Here is an 18,708-nt window from a genome sequence, read left to right as displayed (position 1 = left end):
CCTTCGTGATCCAAAACCATCCGCACGGCTCGGGCGCGGACTTCCGGTGAAAACTTGTTCGTTGTCTTGCTCATATCGGCTCCACTTTCTCAGAAGTTGGAGCCTCCGGCAAACCCGGCGCGGTTCACCTCGATGGCAAGTGCCGTACTTGCAGCCGTGGATTCCTCGGCCATGGCTGCATTTTGCTGCGTAACCTGATCCATTTGATTGACTGTCCGGTTGACCTCAAAAAGGGTTGCGGACTGTTCGTTGGAAGCGGCGGTGACGGCATCAAGCTGAGTGTTGATCAGGACTATCTGTTGAATAATAATCTTGAGTGCATCGCCGGTGTCTCGGACCAGCTTGACGCCACTGCTGACCTCATCAACCGAATTGAGGATAAGATTCTTGATTTCTTTTGCTGCGTGCGCGGAGCGTTGAGCAAGCTCCCGCACCTCCTGGGCAACCACCGCGAAACCTTTTCCTGCCTCGCCGGATCGTGCCGCCTCGACGCCTGCGTTGAGCGCCAGAAGATTGGTCTGAAACGCGATTTCGTCGATGACCCCCACAATACTGGAGATCTGCGAGGATGACTGTTCGATGCGTTGCATTGCTGCCACAGCGCTTGAGACCACTTCGCCGGAGTGGCGCGCCGACTTGTTTGCCTCGATCGCAACATGTCGCGCCTCCGCTGTGCGCTTTGAGGAACTGGCGACGTTCTGGGCAATCTGATCCAAAGCGGCGGCGGTTTGCTCCAGTGAAGCAGCCTGATGCTCTGTGCGGCGTGACAGGTCCTGCGCGCTCAAACTGATTTCCTGCGCCCCGCCATCGATCGATTCAGTTGCGTACGACACAGCTCTCAAGCTCTCAGCGAGTTGGGCAACGGCAGCATTAAAATTCGCCCGTAACGGTTCGAAGTCGTCGGCGAATTTGTCGTCGAGGCTGAACAGGAGGTTCCCATCGGCGAGATGCCTTAGGCCTTCTGCAAGCCCGGAAGTTGCCTCCGCCATATCCTGCGCTCGCCGATGCTCGGTCTCGGCGAGACGCGCACGTTCAATCTCATTTGCTTCACGGCTTGTCTCTGCATCCTTTTCGAAATCGCGCGCCCGTAACTCGTTGTCCTTGAATATCTGTACTGCCCGGGCCATCGATCCGATCTCGTCGCGGCGAATCGTTCCCTTAACAGTCGAAATGAGATCGCCGTCGGCTATGACCTCCATTGTCGTAACCATCTGCTTGATCGGTTTGACCAACCAGGAGCGAATTGCGAGAAAGCCGAAGCACGAGACAGCGAAGAGTGCCACAATAGCTGTTCCCAAACTCAGCACGGACGTGTCACGGACAACGCTTGAAACGTCACCACGCTTTTGCTCTGCGTCCGAAGCGAGTTTTTCCGTGACGGATGTGAATCTCGGTGAGACAGCAGCAAAGGCGGGTTGGCAAAGAGTGAGATAGAGTTGCTGCACCATGGCAAGCTCGGCTTCACTAGTTGCGCCGCGACCAACTGCGATGGCTGCACCACACGTATCGGTCAGGACGGAGAATCCATCCGCCTTCAACTTCGGCAGTTCGCTCTGCCCAGGAACTGCAGCGATCGCCAGATCCATGAACCTGACGAAGTTTTCTCGTGCGTCATTCAAGCCAGCTTCAGCGCGCGCCCTCGCCTCTTTCGACCGTGTCATCACCATGTCGCTGATGCTGGCACGCGCTGTTTCCAGACTTCGGTTCGACTGGGTCAAGCGTAGTGCTGCAGATGCATCTCTATCGAGAAGCTCCTGATATCTGTCGTTAACCTTCAGCATTTGCCGGTTCTGATAGAACGTCAGACCGAGTGCCAGGATGCCGAAGACAGCCACGATGATAAAGAACTTACCGACAATGGAAACGTTTTTCACAGGCCACTCCTCTAAGCTCGGGATCACTTACGGCAGATGGATGTTCAGATTCTGATGGTTTGATGTCTCGGGTTTTAAAAAAATGGCTGCCGCCGACCTCCTAATCGACGACAGCCAAGTTGCCTGGGAGGGCAGGAGAAAAGAGTTGAAACCCCAGATGGCGATAGTAAGTGCACTTTCTGTCAGTCGCGGATCGCAGTCCCGGTTACTGGATCGAACCAGTGCAATTTCTCCAGGTCGACAGTCAATGGCAGCACCTGATTGGGTCGAGGCGTCAGCGCCGGTGGTATACGCGCCACGAGCCGGTTCTTACCCTTATTGAGAAAGTCTTCGGTATCTTCAGCATCGTTGATATTGACCGACGGTGACGCGATGTCGAAGAACACGAAGGTGTCGGCTCCAAGCGCTTCGGCAACCGGGATCTGCTCGTTGAACAACGCCTCGGCCTCGGGACAAACCTTAAACATCTCTGGGCGAATTCCAACAATGACTTGTCGCCCGGCGAAGGCCGACAGTGCCCCCTGGGCTGGGACCGAGAAGGATATTTTCGTTCCAGTTACCGCAGCTTTTAGCGACCCGCCTTCCGCCGTCAGCTCGACCCGAACAAAATTCATGGCGGGCGAACCGATGAACCCCGCGACGAACAGATTGGACGGCTTGTCGTAAAGCATCTGCGGCGTATCGATCTGCTGAAGATTACTCTCCTGTCCATTAAACACCGGCTTCAGCACAGCCACACGATCGCCCATGGTCATAGCCTCGACCTGATCGTGGGTCACATAAAGGGTTGTGACGCCGAGCCGCTGATTAAGGAGCTTCAGCTCGCCGCGCATCTGCACGCGGAGTTTTGCATCCAGGTTGGAAAGAGGCTCATCCATCAGGAACGCCATGGGATCGCGAACGATCGCCCGGCCCATCGCCACGCGTTGGCGCTGACCGCCGGACAATGCCCCGGGCTTGCGCTCTAAATAACGGGTAAGATCAAGCATTTCCGCTGCGTCGCGAACCAGCTTGTCGATCTTGTCCTTGGGCATTTTTCGCTGCTGCAGACCGAAGGCCATGTTGTCGTAAACGGTCATATGGGGGTAAAGCGCGTAGTTCTGAAAAACCATCGCAATATCCCGGTCCTGGGGTTCTGTCTCCGTCACGTCAGCGTCATCCATGAGCAGCCGGCCGCTGTTGAGCGCTTCAAGACCCGCTGCCATCCGCAATAGTGTCGACTTGCCACAACCCGACGGGCCGACCAACACGACGAATTCTCCGTCCGCGACCGAAAAACTTACATTCGCAACGGCAACGGTCCCGTCCGGAAAGGTCTTGCCGATCCCGTCGAAGGTCATGGACGCCATTTTTATGTACTCCCGCATTTTTCAAGCGAGGCAAGCCGCACCGTTTGTGCGGACATGCCCCTCGCCTTTGGTTCCGGCTTTAGCCGATGTTCACAGCCTTGCCGGTCGCGACGGATTCCTCGATCGCCGCCAGGATCTTTGTGTTTGCCAGACCGTCCTGCGCATCTGCCAGCAGCGGAGCGTCTCGCACAACGCTATCGACAAAGCGGGCAATGGATTCCAAGACAAAACCGCCGATCCGTGTCGCGCCGGTTGGTGTTATGCCGATGTAGTCATTGTATTTCAGTCCGCCGTCGACGATCTTGCGCAGGCCGCCATTATGGGTGGGGTCCGCCTGGACCTGGCCCTTTTCACCAACGAACTCGATCTTGAAATCAACAAGCGAAGGATTGTCACGCGACAGGATCCAGCTGTTCTCCATGGTCACGACCGTGCCCTTGGAAAATTCAAGCACCGACACATGGAAGTCTTTCGTATCCACGCCGGCGGCAAATAGGGTACCCGAGCGGGCAACCGAATAAACACGCACGACTTCGTCTGCGAGAATGAAACGTAGGACATCGACGAGGTGGCTGCCCAGGAACCAGAGTGCCGAAGACTTTGCAGCCCAGCTCAGCATTTCGAGCGGAACGAATGTCGTATTCGAAAGACGCGCGGTCCCGTGTTTGGCCAAGCCGATCTGACCATTTTGGATCATGTCACGAACCTGGGCGAGGATCGGATTCACACGGTTGTGGAAATCAATCATCAGCTTGCCCTTGGACTTAGCGGCAGCCGCAGCGATTTCCTCGGCTTCACGCACCGTCGTCGCAAGCGGCTTTTCGCTCAACACGTGTTTATCGGCTTTCAGAGCCGCTAGAATGATCGGCGTGTGGGTAAAGTCAGGCGTTGCGACCGAGATGGCGTCGATCTGATCGCTTGAGATCAGCTTCTGGTAGTCGGTGAAGGCCTGCATTGCGCTGTAGCTTTCCTTCATCTTCAGCGCCCGGCCCTCATCAAGATCGCAGACGCCGACCAGATCGGTCTCCGGCAAGACATTAAAGGTATGGGCATGATTGCCGCCCCAGAGACCGGCGCCGATGACGCCAATTCGCAGTCTATTCATTTCATTACTCCATTCATAAAGGAAAGCTCAGCCCTTCACCGAACCAAAGGTGAGGCCTCGTACGACGTATCGATCGAAAACAAGGAAGATGATCATCGGAGGTATCATCGCGAGCACTGCGGCGGCGGCGATGTAGTTCCAGGTCACTCCGCTCGTTGCGAAATACCCAAGTGTTCCGATCGGAAGGGTGGCGGTCGAGCGTGAGCTCAGCACCAGCGGAAAAGCGGCGTTGTTCCACGCGAACACGAAGGCGAACATCGAGGTAACAATGATCCCAGGACGAACGATCGGTAGCGTGATCCGCAACATGATCGTGTACCAACGGGCGCCGTCCACCCGGGCAGCTTCCTCCAGTTCCACTGGCACCTCATCGATAAAGCTCTTCATCAACCAGACGGAAAACGGGATCGTCAGCGTCTGCAGGACCAGGATCATCGAAAAGTAGGAACCCTGGAGGCCAATGCGCGTGATGAGGATGAAATATGGGATCAGAAACGCGACCGGCGGGGCCATCAACAACCCGAGATACCACAACATGATGTTCTTCTTGCCGCGGAGCTTGAAACGGGACAACGCGTAGGCTGCGGGAACCGAAAAAGGCAGATTGAGTAGCACAGCACCGATCGCGACGATGAGGCTGTTGACCAGTTGCGGCGCGTTGGTGCCAGGATCGACGAGGATGTGCCGGAATGCGTCGAGATTGGGCTCGAATGTGAGTTGCGGCGGCATGGTGAACGCCGTCTCGGCCGGCCGGATCGCAAGGGCGATGAACCACAGGATCGGACCGACGAAGATTGCCAGGAAGAGGAGGCCGGCGGCGTAGGTGAGTGCCGTGTTGAAGCTCGTGTGTCGGCGCGACATTTTACCACTCCTCGTTTCGGAACGCGAAGAAGACGTACAGTGCAACGATGATGTTGACGATCAGCACGGTGATCCAGGTCATGGCACTGACCAGTCCGATGTTGAAGTTCACAAGGCCCTGTTCGTAGAGTGAGTATCCAAGGGTGCGTGTAGACGTGCCCGGCCCGCCGCGCGTGAGCACAAGCACCGTGTCGAAGGTGTTGAAGATCTGCATGAAGCGCAGCATGACGATAATGATTGCGGTGCGTTTGATCAGCGGTAGCTTGATCCGCATCAGGATCGTCCATGCAGACGCGCGATCCAGGCGTGCGGCCTCCAAAATCTCGTCCGGCACGGCCAAAAGGCTCGCATAGAGAACGATTGCAAAGAACGGTGTCCACTGCCAGATGTCGACGAAGAGGATCGCCGCGAGTGCTGTCGATGGCGAGCCAAGAATTCCTTCTGCGGGAACGGGGAGCCAGAGCGACTGCAACACCCAACTCAACAGGCCACCGCCGGGATCATAGAGGTAGCGGAACAAAAAGCCGACTACGATGGGCGCGATCGTTGTTGGCAGGATCAGCAGGGCCCGCACGATGTTCATGCCAGGCAGTGCCTTGAGCAGAATGAGCGCGATCGCCAGGCCAAACGTGAACTCAAGTGCCGTGCCAAGGATCGACAGGATCAGGGTATTGGTGAGCGCGGCGCGAAAGTCGAAAGCGTTGAAGGCCTGCACATAATTCTCGAACCCAATGAACTGGAGCGGCTCCGGGCCGATTTGCAGGTTCCAGAAATAGAAGCTCGATCTTAGGGCAAACAGCAAGGGGTAGGCGATCAGAGCGAGCAGCATCACCACCGAAGGCGCAATCAGCAAGTAGGGCAGGTTTCGTCGGATAAAGCTCTTCCGGGCGGGCCCGAGGGCTCGCGGAGAGCAAACAGTAGTCGTGTGCATTGCCAGATCCAGTTCTTCTTCACTTGGCTGCCGGCGCGATCGCTCTCGCGCCGGCCCGAGGAGAACTCTAATTAGTTCTTGGCGATCAGGGCTTTGGCCCCATCAAGAGTATCTGTGTAGCTATCCTTCTGATAAGGGATCATGAGATTGCCCTTCAGGATGCTCTCGAACAGGCTGTTGGCGCGCTCGAGGCCGGTCTTCGGCTCTTCGCTACCGGTCAGAAGCTGGTTCAATGTGAGACCCAACACGCTTTCGATGGCTGTGTAACCAGGGACAGGCGGGCGTGTGATCTTGCCGTTCCCCTGCTTCATCATCGCATACTGCACATCGAGGTAAGGATAGATCGCCTTGACTTCCTCGTCTTGATAGAGCGAAATGCGCGCAAAGTCGGAGAACTGGTAGTTGAGGTCCGGCCAAAGGGCCATTTTCTTCTGCGTGGCTTTCGAGGTCGCCCATTTGATAAAGGCGTAGCCTGCTTCTTGCCTTTCGGAACTCGATGGAATGCCAAGGCTCCAGCCGCCGAGACTAACCGTCTGAGGCACGCCCTCGGCCTTCGGCAAGGCCGCCGTTACGTACTTATCCATGATGTCCGACTTTTTGCCGGTCATGTAGCCCGAGTTCTTGATTAGATAGAAGTACGGGGTCCACCAGTAGAACATGCCGATATCGCCCTTGGCGAAACGGGTGCCGGCATCGAACCAAACATAGTTGATCGCTTCAGGCGGAGACAACTTGTAGAGCTGCCTATAGACTTCGACAGACTTGATCCAGGCGGGGCTCGTCAGTTGCGGGGAGAAATCCCACGGAGCGGCCGGGAAAGATTTGAACCAATTCGCGCCGTGGCTTGCCGACACCTGCGTAAACATGTGGACGATCGGCGACGGCTGGGAACCGCAAACGACGGTTGGAAAGAGCGGCTTACCGGCGAATGATTTGCCTTCCATCGACTTCAGTGTGTCGATGTATTTCGTCCAGGTCCAGTCTTCCGATGTCTCGGTCGGCGGCGCTGCAATGCCGAGTTCGTCAAAGACGTCCTTGCGATACATGACCCCCTGCGCATAGGCGGCAACCGGCAGTGTGCCAACTTGGCCGCGCCACATATTCGAGGAGTAAAGGACCTCGGGGATGAAGTCGGAGAGGTCGAATTCGCTGTCCTTGGCAATAAAATCGTTCAGCGAGATGATCCAGCCGTTGTCGAGATATTGCCCGAGCCACATCTGGTCGACGACGATGACATCGGCGTCGGAGGTCTTGGCGACAAAGGCAGACACGAGGCGCGATTGAAGGGCGTCATAGGAGAGACTCTCCAGTTCGACTTTGATGCCGGTTTCCTTCTCGTATTCTGGCACCAGCGCCTTCATTGAGAAAAAAAATGGGTCTTCAACGGACAGGACGCGCACGGTGTTCGCATCCTGCGCGGCACCCCTCCGTGGAATGGCCAATGATCCCGCGCCAGCCACAAGAGCTGCGACGGAAGCGCTTTTCAGCAGGTCACGTCGCGACATATTTCCGATATCGATTGTCATAAACAGCCTCCTCAGTTGCTTCGTATCCCAACCCCGGCCCTTCAGCGCAGCCCCTGGGCTTCCGCATGTCAATACTGAGATTGTTACCCCTAATGTGCTTTTTGTAAGCAGTTAGTTTGTACCTCGCACAAACTTATGTTAGTGTCAAGAAGTTGTCGCGGCGAAAATTCCGGCCCGGTACTGCGGTTGTCATCGAGGTCCTGCTTGCATCACCGGAAAGGGCCTTATGTTGTATGGCCGTTCGATAATGTACGGGCTAAAAGGATCCGGTAGATTGGAGAAGAGAATTGAAGTTTGAGAGCCAGCCGTCCTATTCGTTGGGCCAGCGCACCCCTGCCAGCAGAGAAGTTGCCGTCGGCGAGAACGGCGGTAACGTGACACTTGTCTCCCAATCGGCGCTTGGAGCGATAAACCGCGGTCGCGTCCTTCAAGCCTTATATGACAACGGACCCAAAAGCCGGGCAGATCTCGCTCGACTTGCAGGTGTCAACCGGACCACGATAACCGGTATTGTGCAGCCGATGATCGAAGACCAGCTTCTTATTGAGGGAGATGCGTCGCCTTCCGACGTCAAAGGCGGCAAGCCGGCTCGTCCGCTTTATTTTAACCCCGATGCACCAATGCTTGGCGCAGTCCTCCTTCTGCCCGGCACGATACAAACATGCCTCGTGGCGTTAACCGGTGAGATCAAGGCCGTTGCGAAAGCTGAATTTGATACGCATGGCGACACAGAAGCATTCATCGCGGTCATGACGGAGACGCTTACTGCCACACTGTCTCAGGCCCAGCAGGCGCCGTTTGGCATTGGCGTGGCCTCTGCTGGAATGATCGACAGTGACAATGGAACCATTCTCACCGTCAATCTTGCTCCCGTTCTAACGGGACTTCCCCTCGCAGCAATACTACAAGAACGCTTCTCTCTTCCGGTTGCCATCGATCACCACCCCCGTGCCTTGCTTGTTGGGGACAGATGGTTCGGACCCGGTCGCGGTCAACAAAATTTCGCAGCGGTCTATACTGGCGAGGTTCTCGGCGGCGCCTTCTTCATCGACGGCAAGGTCTATCGTGGACTCGCCGGATCCGGCGGCGAGCTCGGGCACACCGTGGTGCAGATCGATGGTGCCCCTTGCAACTGCGGAAAGCACGGCTGCTGGGAGACGGTCGCTGCTCTTCCGTGGTTACGAAAGGAAGCCGCCCGAATGGGCTTGCCGCATCCCAAGAGCGTCAGCTGTGCCAGGCTTGTCAAGGAAGCAGACGAAGGCTCGAATGCGGCAGAGGAGCTTCTCGTCCGTTACACACGGAACGTGGCTTTCGGCATCGTCAATCTGCAGCAAACACTCTCCCTCAACTCCTACGTCCTTCATGGAGACATCGCCGGAGGCGGAATGAAGGCAGCAGAGCTGATCAGGCAGCATGTAGAGCAGCGAGTGGTGAAGAGACCTGGTCAGGAGATATCGATCACGGTGAATGGTATCGGCGAAGGCCATACGGCTCTGCGCGGCGCCGCCGGTCTGGTTTTATCCAGCCACCTCAAGCTGGTCATTTGAGGCTTTGTAGCGACACCGATATGCAACGAAGGGGCTTGCGGACCTGTTGTGTCGATTCGCGCCGGGCAAGGCCTGTCCGGTAGGCTTCTTAAAGAGACTCAGGCGCGCTATCGAATTTTCTAAGGTCGGGATTTGGGCTTGCGACCGTTAAGGTAAGGACTGCCATCGTCTGCGACGGCGGCGGAAAAGAGAGAGGCAAAGAACGGAATGCAGGCCGCCCCGATCGCGCCGGCGCGAGGGCCAAGTCGAGAGGCCTCAACTGCGGCAGCCTCCAAGCCGCGCGACGGGCCAAGGATTGGCTGACTGGAAATTGCGCGTACCAGCCTGTCTGTCACTAGTTCTGGCAGCCGTCCCCCAAGGACAATCAGCGCGGGGTCGAACATCGCCGTAGCTACACGCACCGTCTCGCTGAGCTGCTTTCCGGCGCGTTCAATCCAGATTTCTAACGCCGCTTCGGCGCTATCTGGCAACCGATCGAGGTCGATGAAGTCGTGAATGGCGAAGCCGGCACTGTTGAGGGTGGCAAAAAGGTCTTGGCCGGATGGGCGCGGCTGGTCGTACGGGTAGAGAACTCCGGGCAGGCAGGCGTTTCCATTGACACCGCGGTACGGCCGCCCGTCGATAACCGCCCCTCCCCCGACACCGTGTCCGATGTGAATGAAGAACATCGGATCAGGCTGCGGGATGCGTCCGCCGAACACATACTCTCCGAGCGATGCAGCTGTTCCATCATTCTCGATGTAATAGGGCGCTTCGAAAGTCGCTTTAAAAGCTTGGTCCGCCTCACCATCATCGAAAGCCGGGAAGAAGCTGTGGGCCTTGAGGATGTGCGACATCGTGCCGAAATTGCCGGGCACCGAGCAGCCGACCCCGAGAAGGCGATCTTTAGGCGTGCCAAGATCGGTCAGCATCGCTGCGATAGCAGCCTGCGCCGCCTCTGCCACAGACAAAGCTGTGCTGGTCTCGATGTCTACAGATCGGGAGGTAAGAATCTTACCCGCTAGATCAGCAATTGCTACCTCCATTCGGGAGACCGAGAATGTTATTCCCGCGGAAAGATATCGGTCAGCCCGCAAGCTCAGCAAGCGCCGAGGCTGGCCTTGGGCGCCGGTCCGCTCGACCACCTCGATCAGAAGTCCGATCTCAATTAAGCGACCTATCAGCCGAGTGACAGAAGCACCTGTCATGCCGGACCGTTCCGCCAGGTCGACCCGCGCAATCTGCTTGCCTACGAAAATCAGTTCGACCAGTCGTCGTTCGTTCCGTGAAAGGTCCATTGGTTCCAAGAGTGTCAAATTGTCAGCAGCCAAACAGCTATTGCAATATATATTAAATTACGCAATGTAATTAAACTGTCATGAGGATCCTTTAAGAAAGCCAAACCGGAATGACCGCCAAAATGAAATGGGAGAACACCATGCACCAGATCAAACGATTGTTGAGCCTCGCCGCCGTGCTGATCGCGATCGCCTCTCCGGCTTTGGCAAAGAGTCTCGTCGTTTATTCACCTCAGGGGGAAGAGAACGTTCAATGGATAGTCGCCCAAGCTAAAGCGGCCGGTCACGATGTGCAGTTTCTGCGCGCACCCGGAGGAGAACTTTTTGATCGGCTGGTCGCCGAGAAGAACAACCCCCAGGCCGATGTCGTACTTGGCATGGTCGATACGTCTATGGCTCTGCTCAAAAAGAACGGACTATTCCAGCCATACACCCCAGCCTGGGCTGCGGACCTCCCTGCGCAATACAAGGACAAAGAAGGCATTGTCTACAAATTCTGGAGCACACCAATCGTCATTGCCTATGATTCCGAAAAGCTTGCCCCTGAGCAGGCGCCGAAAAGCTGGCTGGACCTGGCAAGGCGCGAATACAAAGGCAAATACGTCATCGGCAACACCGCCTGGCAGACGACAAGGGTCTATCTTGCCGGCATCTTGGCCCGGTTCCTCGACGACAAGGGCGAAGTCACTCAGGCTGGATGGGATTTTCTTGGCGCATTCTATGCGAACGCGATCGTTGTCGATGACGCCGATGCGCGCAAGGAAGCCTTCAAATCGGGCGGTGCGATCATCAATCTGAACTGGTTCGGCGGCGTCATCAAGGACGCCAAGGAGCTCGGCATGCAAGTCAAGGTCATTGACCCGGAAGGTGCCACGCCCGTCATTTCTGAAGGCGTGGCGATCATGGCGGGAACCGATCAACTGGAGCAGGCAAAGGCATTCGTCGACTGGTTCGGCTCTGCCGATGTCATGGCCGGCTACGCCAAGAAATTCGGTCAGGTTCCGGTGCTGCCGGCGGCGTTGGCCAAATCACCGCCAGAGGTGCAGGCGAATGCGAAACTAGTCAAGGCGCAGCCGATCGATTGGGATGCCGTCGCGCCCAAACTGGACGGCTGGTTGCAGAAGATCGAGCTAGAAATCCGGTGAGGATGTAGGGCCGGGCGACGCAGATCGCCAGGCTTCTCAGGAGTATGTTTATGCCGACCCCGATCCTCATCATTGATAAACTGCATATTGGCTATGGCGACAAGGTTGTCATCAGCGACCTCTCGATTGAGATTCACGAAGGCGAGTTCGTTGCTCTGCTCGGGGCTTCCGGCAGCGGCAAATCCAGCGTCCTAAGGACCCTGGCTGGCTTTCATCCGGTCATGAGCGGTCGGATTATTCTTGAAGGAAAAGATATTACCATCGAGCCTCCGGAGCGGCGCAACGTCGGCATGGTATTCCAGAACTATGCGCTGTTTCCAACGATGACGGCTTTCGAGAATATCGCCTTTGCTTTGCGTGTGGCGAAGATCCCGCAGGGCGAGATTGTCAAGCGTGTCACCCAGATTGCCGAAACATCCGGGATTACGGAGCAACTGCACAAGAAGCCCGCGACCATGTCAGGTGGGCAACAACAGCGGGTCGCGATTGCGCGCGCGCTCGTCGCGGGCTCCAAGGTGCTTTTGTTCGACGAACCATTGTCCAATCTCGACGCCAAGGTGCGAGTGACGATGCGCCGCGAGATCAAGAGGCTCCAGCAGGAATTTGGCTTCACGGCGGTCTTTGTCACGCATGATCAGGAAGATGCACTCACCATGTCCGACACGATCGTCGTGCTGGCGAACGGTGGCGTTGAACAGATCGGTGACGGACGTACTCTTTATCGAAAGCCCGCGACGCCGTTCATCTGCGAGTTTATCGGCACCGCCAACGAGCTGCTCGCACCGGTTGTCGCGCAAATTCTGGGCCGCGACGTTCGGGGGCGCATCTTTGTCCGCCACGAAGATGTGTTCGTCGGGAAAGCGGTAGAAGCCGGGTTGCCGGCGACCGTCCGCCATGTGGAATTTCTTGGCGCCCACAGCCGCATCGACCTGGATGCCGGCGGACACTTAATTTCGGCCGCCAGGATGGGGCACGAGTTACCTGAAATCGGTGAGACCGTGTCCTGGACGGTCCGGCCGGGCTCGGCGCATATCTTCGAGGAAGCGGGCAGATGAACCGCGCGGCGCCCGTCGAGCGCGTAGTCTATTGGATCGGAGTGGCGGCCCTGATCTGGATCGTCATCACCTTCCTGATCCTGCCGCTAGTCGCGTCACTTCATGCGGCCTTTTTCAAGGACGGCAGCCTGGTGGTCGGCCAGATCGCAAGCGAACTTTCAAGATCACGAAGAGTGCGCGCTGCCCTTTGGAACACGCTTTGGATGACGTCAGCGACCATGGTTACGGTGACCATTGTCGGGATGTTCCAGGTCGTCGTCCTTGAATATTTTCACGTACGCGGTCGCGCACTCTTGAAAATCGCCTATGCAACGCCCCTGGTCTTCGGCGGTGTCGTTGCGGCGGCGGGCTACAACTTCACCTATGGTCCCAGCGGTGCGGTGACACATCTGGTGAAGGCCGCCGTCTCCAGCCTCCCGCAAGCCTGGTTCATCGGCTGGTTTGGCGTGCTCTTCACGCATACCTTTCTGATGACCAACTTTTACTATCTTTTTCTGCGCGCTGCGATGCGCCGCGTCGACTACGCAACAATCGAAGCTGCGCGCAGTATGGGTGCCTCGGAATATACGATCCTGTGGCGTGTGGTACTGCCCGCGATCATGCCGACGTTCCTCGCCGTCACCCTTCTCACCCTTTACACCGCAATCAGCTCTTTCGCCGCCCCTCAGGTGCTGGGCGGTCGCGATTTCCACATGCTGAGCCAGATGGTGCTGACCTTGAACAGCCTGCGCCGTCCCGACATGGCCGCCTTACTCGCGCTTATGATGGGACTATGTCTCATGGCGCTTATACTGCTGTCTCAATATTACGAAGCGCGCGGCTCCTATGTCGGCGGCGCGAAAGCGACTGCGCCCATCCAGCTACGCAAAATTTGCAGCCCCATCGGCAATGCAGTGCTACATTTGTTTGCCTATCTTCTCGTGGCTATCTATACGGTGCCGATCGCGCTTGTCGTACTCTTCTCCTTCGCCCCTGCCGCGAGCATCGGCATCGAAGTGATCCCATCCAGCCTGACACTGAAGAACTATACCCGCGTCTTCACCGAAGGCAGCGCCTTTCTTCCGTTTTTCAACTCCATAGTGATGAGCTTTGTCGCGGTATCGGCGGCGCTCGTCGTTACACTCTTTGCCGTCCCGGTTATTCTGGGTCGGCGCAGTTGGCTGACGCGCCTTCTGGACATTGCTTTTTTCCTGCCATGGGTCGTTCCCAGCATTCTGCTTGCAGTCGGGCTGATCGTCACCTTCGACACCCCAAACCCGCTCGTTGGAAACGCAGTCCTCCTCGGGGGCTACTGGCTACTGCCCATCGGCTACGCCATCGTTGCCTTGCCGCTTATGGTGAGATTCCTGCGGGCGGCCTTCATGGGGATCGATCCGGCCTATAACGAGGCGGCCCGCTCGATGGGCGCCACGGGTCTGTATCGCTACCGCCGCATCATCCTGCCGATAGTTGCACCGACAGCTATCCTCGTGGCCGGGATGGCATTCAACGATCTCCTGTCGGAATACCCCTTGTCGGCGTTTCTATACAACGTCAACAACAAGCCGCTGCCGATCGCAATCGTAGACAGCTCGTTGTCCGTCGATCCTGAGCAGGCCGCGCTCAACCTCGTCTACGTCACTCTGATCATGGCGTTTTCACTGGCGATCATTCTGCTGGCCGAGCGCATCGGCCTCGGCAAAGGTCCGGAAACCACAACACTTTAGAACAGGAGACTGATCCATTGGATACCTGCATCACCGTCTGGCATTGGCCGCACCAGGAGCGTTGGTACGACGAAGGCATTCGCAACTCGCTGACCCTGATCAAGGAAGCTGGCTTCACACACATAAACTGGAATCCCGACTCCGGCAGTTCGTACTGGCTGGCCGACGCCGAGATCGAGTTTACAAGCAAGATCGTGGCCGATGCTGGGCTGAAGGTGCACTCGGTTCATGGCAGCAATGGCCGCAATCCGATCACCGAGATCGGCCACAAAAATCACGGTCCTTTCGCGATGGAGATGCGCAAAGACTTGCTGTCGCCTCATGAATGGCAGCGCCGCAGCGGTGTCGAGCTGTTGCGTAACCGTATCGACCTGGCAGCTGCTTTCCAATCCCCCAACGTGGTTCTGCACATCGATATCACCGACAACGTGTTCCGCAGCGAAGCCGCCGAACAGGAGTTCTTCGATCCCCTATTTCAGTCTCTCGACGAGATCAGGCCCTACTGCATCGAAAAAGGCGTGCAGATCGCCGCGGAAACTCTTCTTTGCGCCAACGCCCAAAATTTTCTCAACCTTTATGATCGCCTCTTCGCTCGCTATGGCAAGGAGTTCATCGGTGTCTGTTTCGATTGCGGCCACTGGGAACTGATCGAGCCAGGCAAGCTCACCGTGCTGGAGCGTTTCGCGGATCGCGTCATTGCTACTCACATTCACGACAATTTCGGAGCAGTGGATGACCATCTCTTGCCATTCGACGGACGATTAGATTGGCACACGATCGCCTCGGCGATCGCCTCAACTCCTTATCAGACTCCGCTCAACTTCGAGACGCCAATTGACCGGTATGGGATACCAGAATCCGCCTACTATCGCCGCGCTCACGGTGTTGCTGTTAGGCTTGAGGAGATGGTAGCCGAGGCGCGCGAGAGGAAAAGCAGTGATGGCGAATGCGCCTGCCCTCGACAATTCTTCACTACGTCGTGACAAAGGTAGCAGCGTTGACGTTTGAACCGTTCCGCGGTCCAGATGGATGGACAGTTTAGACCAAAGAATCTGTCGGCTTCGTCGGTGTCGTCGAATGGGTCAGCAAATGGCCTTCGGGGCAGCGAAAGCCATCGGTCTCGGGTTCGAAGACGAACGTCGACTTGCGCATCATGACGGGCTTGGGCGGAGTGGGATTGCGATAGCCTGTGACGCCAAGGATCTGCCGGTCTTCCAGGCCCTTGGCGATGCCCGGCGTAGCATAGCCGGCATCCAGCCCGTCCGCGCCGGCATCGAAGCCGAAACGGGTCTGCTGCCGGTCGAGCCTTGAGAGATAGACGATCGAGTCGTGGACATTGGCTGGCGTGACATAAGTATCGGTGATGATGGCGAGCTTGCCGTCCATCGTGCGATGATCGAGAGAGAAAAAGCCCTTCGGCCTGCCGTCGCGCATCATATAGCCGCTGTCTGAACGCTGCGCGTAACCTTAGTCGTCGTCACCTCCGGCCGGCGTTCCTTGTCCTTCAAGGGCTTCTGGCCGTGCAGCTTGCGTTCGGCCTCGATCGCCGCATCCAGATCGGCCAAGTAGTCGGCGCGCGACTTCTCGACCATTGCAAGATCGTATTCGCCCTTGTTGGCATTGGCCTTCAGATGGGTCGAATCCGTGTAACGCCACCGTGCCGACCAGCCCGTGGCCGATCGCCTGTTCGACGATGTAATCGAAGATGTCCCGGGCAACCGATTTATCGTTGTAACCGCGGCGGTTCTGGGCTGAGCGTCGGGGCGTCGAACACTCGCAGCAATCTGACGGCGGGGAAATCCCCGCCGCTTCGAAGCTATTTTGGAAAGGCCGGCTCACGCCATGGCCTTCTGCAGGTTTTGATCGATCTTGTCGAGGAAGGCGGTGGTCGAGAGCCACGGCTGGTCGGGGCCGATCAGCCGCGCCAGATCCTTGGTCATGAAACCGGATTCGACGGTGTCGACGCAGACCTTTTCGAGCGTCGCGGCGAAGCGGGCGAGTTCGGCATTGTCGTCGAGCTTGGCGCGATGCGCCAGGCCGCGCGTCCAGGCGAAGATAGAGGCGATCGAGTTCGTCGAGGTTTCCTGACCCTTCTGGTGCTGGCGATAGTGGCGGGTGACGGTGCCGTGAGCGGCTTCGGCTTCGACCGTCTTGCCATCGGGCGTCAGCAGCACCGAGGTCATCAGGCCGAGCGACCCGAAGCCCTGGGCGACGGTATCGGACTGGACGTCGCCGTCATAGTTCTTGCAGGCCCAGACGTAGCCACCGGACCACTTCAGCGCCGAGGCGACCATGTCGTCGATCAGGCGGTGTTCGTAGGTGATGCCGGCTTCCTTGAACTGATCCTTGAACTCGGTCTCGAAGACTTCTTCGAAAATGTCCTTGAAGCGGCCGTCATAGGCCTTGAGAATGGTGTTCTTGGTGGAGAGATAGACCGGCCACTTGCGCATCAGGCCGTACATCATCGAAGCGCGGGCGAATTCGCGGATCGATTCGTCGAGATTGTACATGGCCATGGCGACGCCGGCGCCCGGCGCGTTGAAGACTTCCTTCTCGATGACGGTACCGTCCTCGCCGACGAACTTGATCGTCAGCTTGCCCTTGCCGGGGAATTTGAAGTCGGTGGCGCGGTACTGGTCGCCGAAAGCGTGGCGGCCGACGACGATCGGCTGCGTCCAGCCGGGAACCAGGCGCGGCACGTTGCGGCAAATGATCGGCTCGCGGAAGATGACGCCGCCGAGGATGTTGCGGATCGTGCCGTTCGGGCTCTTCCACATTTCCTTGAGGTTGAATTCCTTGACGCGGGCTTCATCCGGCGTGATCGTCGCGCACTTGATGCCGACGCCGTACTTCTTGATGGCATTGGCGGCATCGACGGTCACCTGGTCATTGGTGGCGTCGCGGTTTTCGACGGACAGGTCGAAATAGTCGATGTCGAGATCGAGATACGGATGGATCAGCTTGTCCTTGATGAGCTGCCAGATGATGCGCGTCATTTCATCGCCGTCGAGATCGGCGACGGGATTGGCGACCTTGATCTTGTTCATGTATCTGCCTCGTTCGAGCTTGAAGGGGGACGGGGTCCCGGGTGGGTGACGTGATGAGGAGCGCTGCTGGCGCCACAGGCTGGCCTCGCCAACAACCGCGTCGTAATCACGCGCTGATCCCGAATTCGGCAGCTGATCCCGTTCTATGCGCTGATCATCCGCTCCAGCTCATCCATGTTGGGGACGATGATATGTCGAAACTTCTCGATGCGAATGACGCCGCTCTTGCGCAGCCTGGTTATCTGGCGGCTGACGGTTTCGATCGTCAGCCCGAAGAAATCGGCGATCTCGGCGCGGGAAAGCGGCAGGTCGAAGGCGGTGCTCGTGGCCGTTTGCGGTTCGGCGTGGGTGGCGATGAGGTAGAGCAGGCTTGCGACCTTCTCCTCGGCGGTGCGGCGGCCGAGCGTCAGCATCCATTCGCGCGCGGCGTCCAGCTCCTTCAGCGCCAGATCGTGCAGGCTGCGCCGCAGTTCCGGCGTCTCCGATATCATGCGGTCGAGCAGGTCGCGGGGGAAGACGCAGATTTCGACATCGGTCGCAGCCTCAGCCGACAGCGTACTTTCGCGCACGAAGGGCCTGCCGACGAAATCGGGGGCGAATTGCAGGTCGACGATCTGCTGGCGCCCGTCCGGCATCACCTTACAGAGTTTCACCACCCCGCGCATTATGTTCGAATAGAAAGAGCTTTCCGACCCTTGAGCGATGATCTCGCTGCCGGCATCGACCTTGCGGCGCAGCGAGTGGCGGCCGAGATCCTTTAACTGACCGCTCGACAGTACGCCGCAGACGACGCCGTGCCGCGCCTGGCAGGAAGCGCAAGCGACGGGAGTGCCGGCGTCGGAACCCTTACTGCGTGCAACGTCCATGTCCTGATCCCTTCAAAATCCGCGTGTGCCGGATGTGGCTGCGCATGCTGGGCATACTCAGACGCTTACGTCGCGATTGCGGGTTCGGCTATCCCGATTTCCTCCGGCGCGGCTTGATGATTACCAATTTCGCCGGGACCGCGAGTTGATCCAGATCAAAGTTTCCGTGCCATGCTGTTTTGGAAGCGCCTGCCTCGACACGAGGCCGACCCGCAGAATTCTTCAAACTTGAACGACGAAGCAAAGATCTTCCAACCCTGGGCGACGAAGCTGCCGACGTGTTTGCGCACGAGCATATCCCAAATTGTATGACGGCTACTCGCGACGGGGAAAGGGTTCAGGTCGAAAGGCATTACGGGTTGCTTCAGCTGGGTCGCCCATACTCTCCCTAGCCGATTTCGAATTGACAGCCCAGTATG

General features: G+C 57.6%; 14 protein-coding genes and 1 pseudogene. 5 read left to right on the top strand and 10 right to left on the bottom strand.

The features are described from left to right. Positions 1-89: 89 nt before the first annotated feature. From HJC00_RS30585 to HJC00_RS30560, 6 genes are all read right to left on the bottom strand, one after another. The gene (locus tag HJC00_RS30585; protein WP_311044201.1) at positions 90-1,874 is read right to left on the bottom strand and encodes a methyl-accepting chemotaxis protein; all 1,785 of its coding nucleotides are present in this window, start codon (positions 1,872-1,874) and stop codon (positions 90-92) included. 182 nt (positions 1,875-2,056) lie between these two features. Next, the gene (locus HJC00_RS30580) at positions 2,057-3,223 is read right to left on the bottom strand and encodes an ABC transporter ATP-binding protein (protein ID WP_221165094.1); all 1,167 of its coding nucleotides are present in this window, start codon (positions 3,221-3,223) and stop codon (positions 2,057-2,059) included. Between the two features lie 79 nt (positions 3,224-3,302). Continuing rightward, positions 3,303-4,328, bottom strand: coding sequence for a Gfo/Idh/MocA family protein (locus HJC00_RS30575; protein ID WP_168301595.1), 1,026 nt, complete (start codon positions 4,326-4,328; stop codon positions 3,303-3,305). A 27-nt stretch (positions 4,329-4,355) separates the two neighbouring features. Further along, positions 4,356-5,189, bottom strand: a complete 834-nt coding sequence (locus HJC00_RS30570; RefSeq protein ID WP_027681768.1) for a carbohydrate ABC transporter permease — start codon at positions 5,187-5,189, stop codon at positions 4,356-4,358. A 1-nt stretch (position 5,190) separates the two neighbouring features. Further along, entirely contained in the window at positions 5,191-6,120 is a 930-nt protein-coding gene (locus HJC00_RS30565; RefSeq protein ID WP_221165093.1) for a carbohydrate ABC transporter permease, read from the bottom strand. Positions 6,121-6,191: 71 nt separating this feature from the next. Beyond that, complete coding sequence (locus HJC00_RS30560) at positions 6,192-7,646, bottom strand: ABC transporter substrate-binding protein (RefSeq protein WP_127431442.1); 1,455 nt, start codon at positions 7,644-7,646, stop codon at positions 6,192-6,194. A gap of 287 nt (positions 7,647-7,933) precedes the next feature. Between HJC00_RS30560 and HJC00_RS30555 the strand changes: the two genes are divergently transcribed. Further along, positions 7,934-9,193 carry an ROK family transcriptional regulator gene (locus HJC00_RS30555; RefSeq protein ID WP_221165092.1) on the top strand — a complete coding sequence of 420 codons (1,260 nt, stop codon included), beginning with the start codon at positions 7,934-7,936 and terminating at the stop codon, positions 9,191-9,193. Positions 9,194-9,312: 119 nt separating this feature from the next. Here the strand turns inward: HJC00_RS30555 and HJC00_RS30550 are convergent, their stop codons facing one another. Beyond that, the gene (locus tag HJC00_RS30550) at positions 9,313-10,503 is read right to left on the bottom strand and encodes an ROK family transcriptional regulator (RefSeq protein WP_244604858.1); all 1,191 of its coding nucleotides are present in this window, start codon (positions 10,501-10,503) and stop codon (positions 9,313-9,315) included. Positions 10,504-10,580: 77 nt separating this feature from the next. On the opposite strand from HJC00_RS30550, the gene HJC00_RS30545 reads away from it, so the two are divergent. From HJC00_RS30545 to HJC00_RS30530, 4 genes are read left to right on the top strand one after another with little or no spacing between them, the layout of a single operon-like run. Next, complete coding sequence (locus HJC00_RS30545) at positions 10,581-11,615, top strand: extracellular solute-binding protein (RefSeq protein ID WP_259664597.1); 1,035 nt, start codon at positions 10,581-10,583, stop codon at positions 11,613-11,615. A 50-nt stretch (positions 11,616-11,665) separates the two neighbouring features. Continuing rightward, the gene (locus HJC00_RS30540) at positions 11,666-12,670 is read left to right on the top strand and encodes an ABC transporter ATP-binding protein (RefSeq protein WP_210633068.1); all 1,005 of its coding nucleotides are present in this window, start codon (positions 11,666-11,668) and stop codon (positions 12,668-12,670) included. Then, complete coding sequence (locus tag HJC00_RS30535; RefSeq protein WP_221098986.1) at positions 12,667-14,376, top strand: iron ABC transporter permease; 1,710 nt, start codon at positions 12,667-12,669, stop codon at positions 14,374-14,376. The genes HJC00_RS30540 and HJC00_RS30535 overlap by 4 nt, the downstream gene beginning before the upstream one ends. A gap of 17 nt (positions 14,377-14,393) precedes the next feature. Next, positions 14,394-15,359 carry a sugar phosphate isomerase/epimerase gene (locus HJC00_RS30530; protein WP_168301587.1) on the top strand — a complete coding sequence of 322 codons (966 nt, stop codon included), beginning with the start codon at positions 14,394-14,396 and terminating at the stop codon, positions 15,357-15,359. A gap of 85 nt (positions 15,360-15,444) precedes the next feature. Here HJC00_RS30530 and HJC00_RS30525 read toward each other — a convergent pair. The 3 genes and pseudogenes from HJC00_RS30525 to HJC00_RS30515 all read right to left on the bottom strand — a co-directional run. Beyond that, positions 15,445-16,150, bottom strand: a pseudogene (locus HJC00_RS30525) (IS5/IS1182 family transposase); the annotation flags it as partial. 61 nt (positions 16,151-16,211) lie between these two features. Beyond that, positions 16,212-17,423: an NADP-dependent isocitrate dehydrogenase gene (locus tag HJC00_RS30520; protein WP_168301586.1), complete on the bottom strand. Its 1,212-nt coding sequence runs from the start codon at positions 17,421-17,423 to the stop codon at positions 16,212-16,214. Positions 17,424-17,566: 143 nt separating this feature from the next. After that, positions 17,567-18,289, bottom strand: coding sequence for a Crp/Fnr family transcriptional regulator (locus HJC00_RS30515; protein WP_221165091.1), 723 nt, complete (start codon positions 18,287-18,289; stop codon positions 17,567-17,569). Positions 18,290-18,708 lie beyond the last annotated feature (419 nt).

The organism is Rhizobium sp. NLR22b (genome assembly GCF_019685295.1).
GTDB lineage: Bacteria > Pseudomonadota > Alphaproteobacteria > Rhizobiales > Rhizobiaceae > Rhizobium.
Note: the sequence above shows the minus strand (reverse complement) of the source record. Positions and strands in the feature narration are given on the sequence as shown.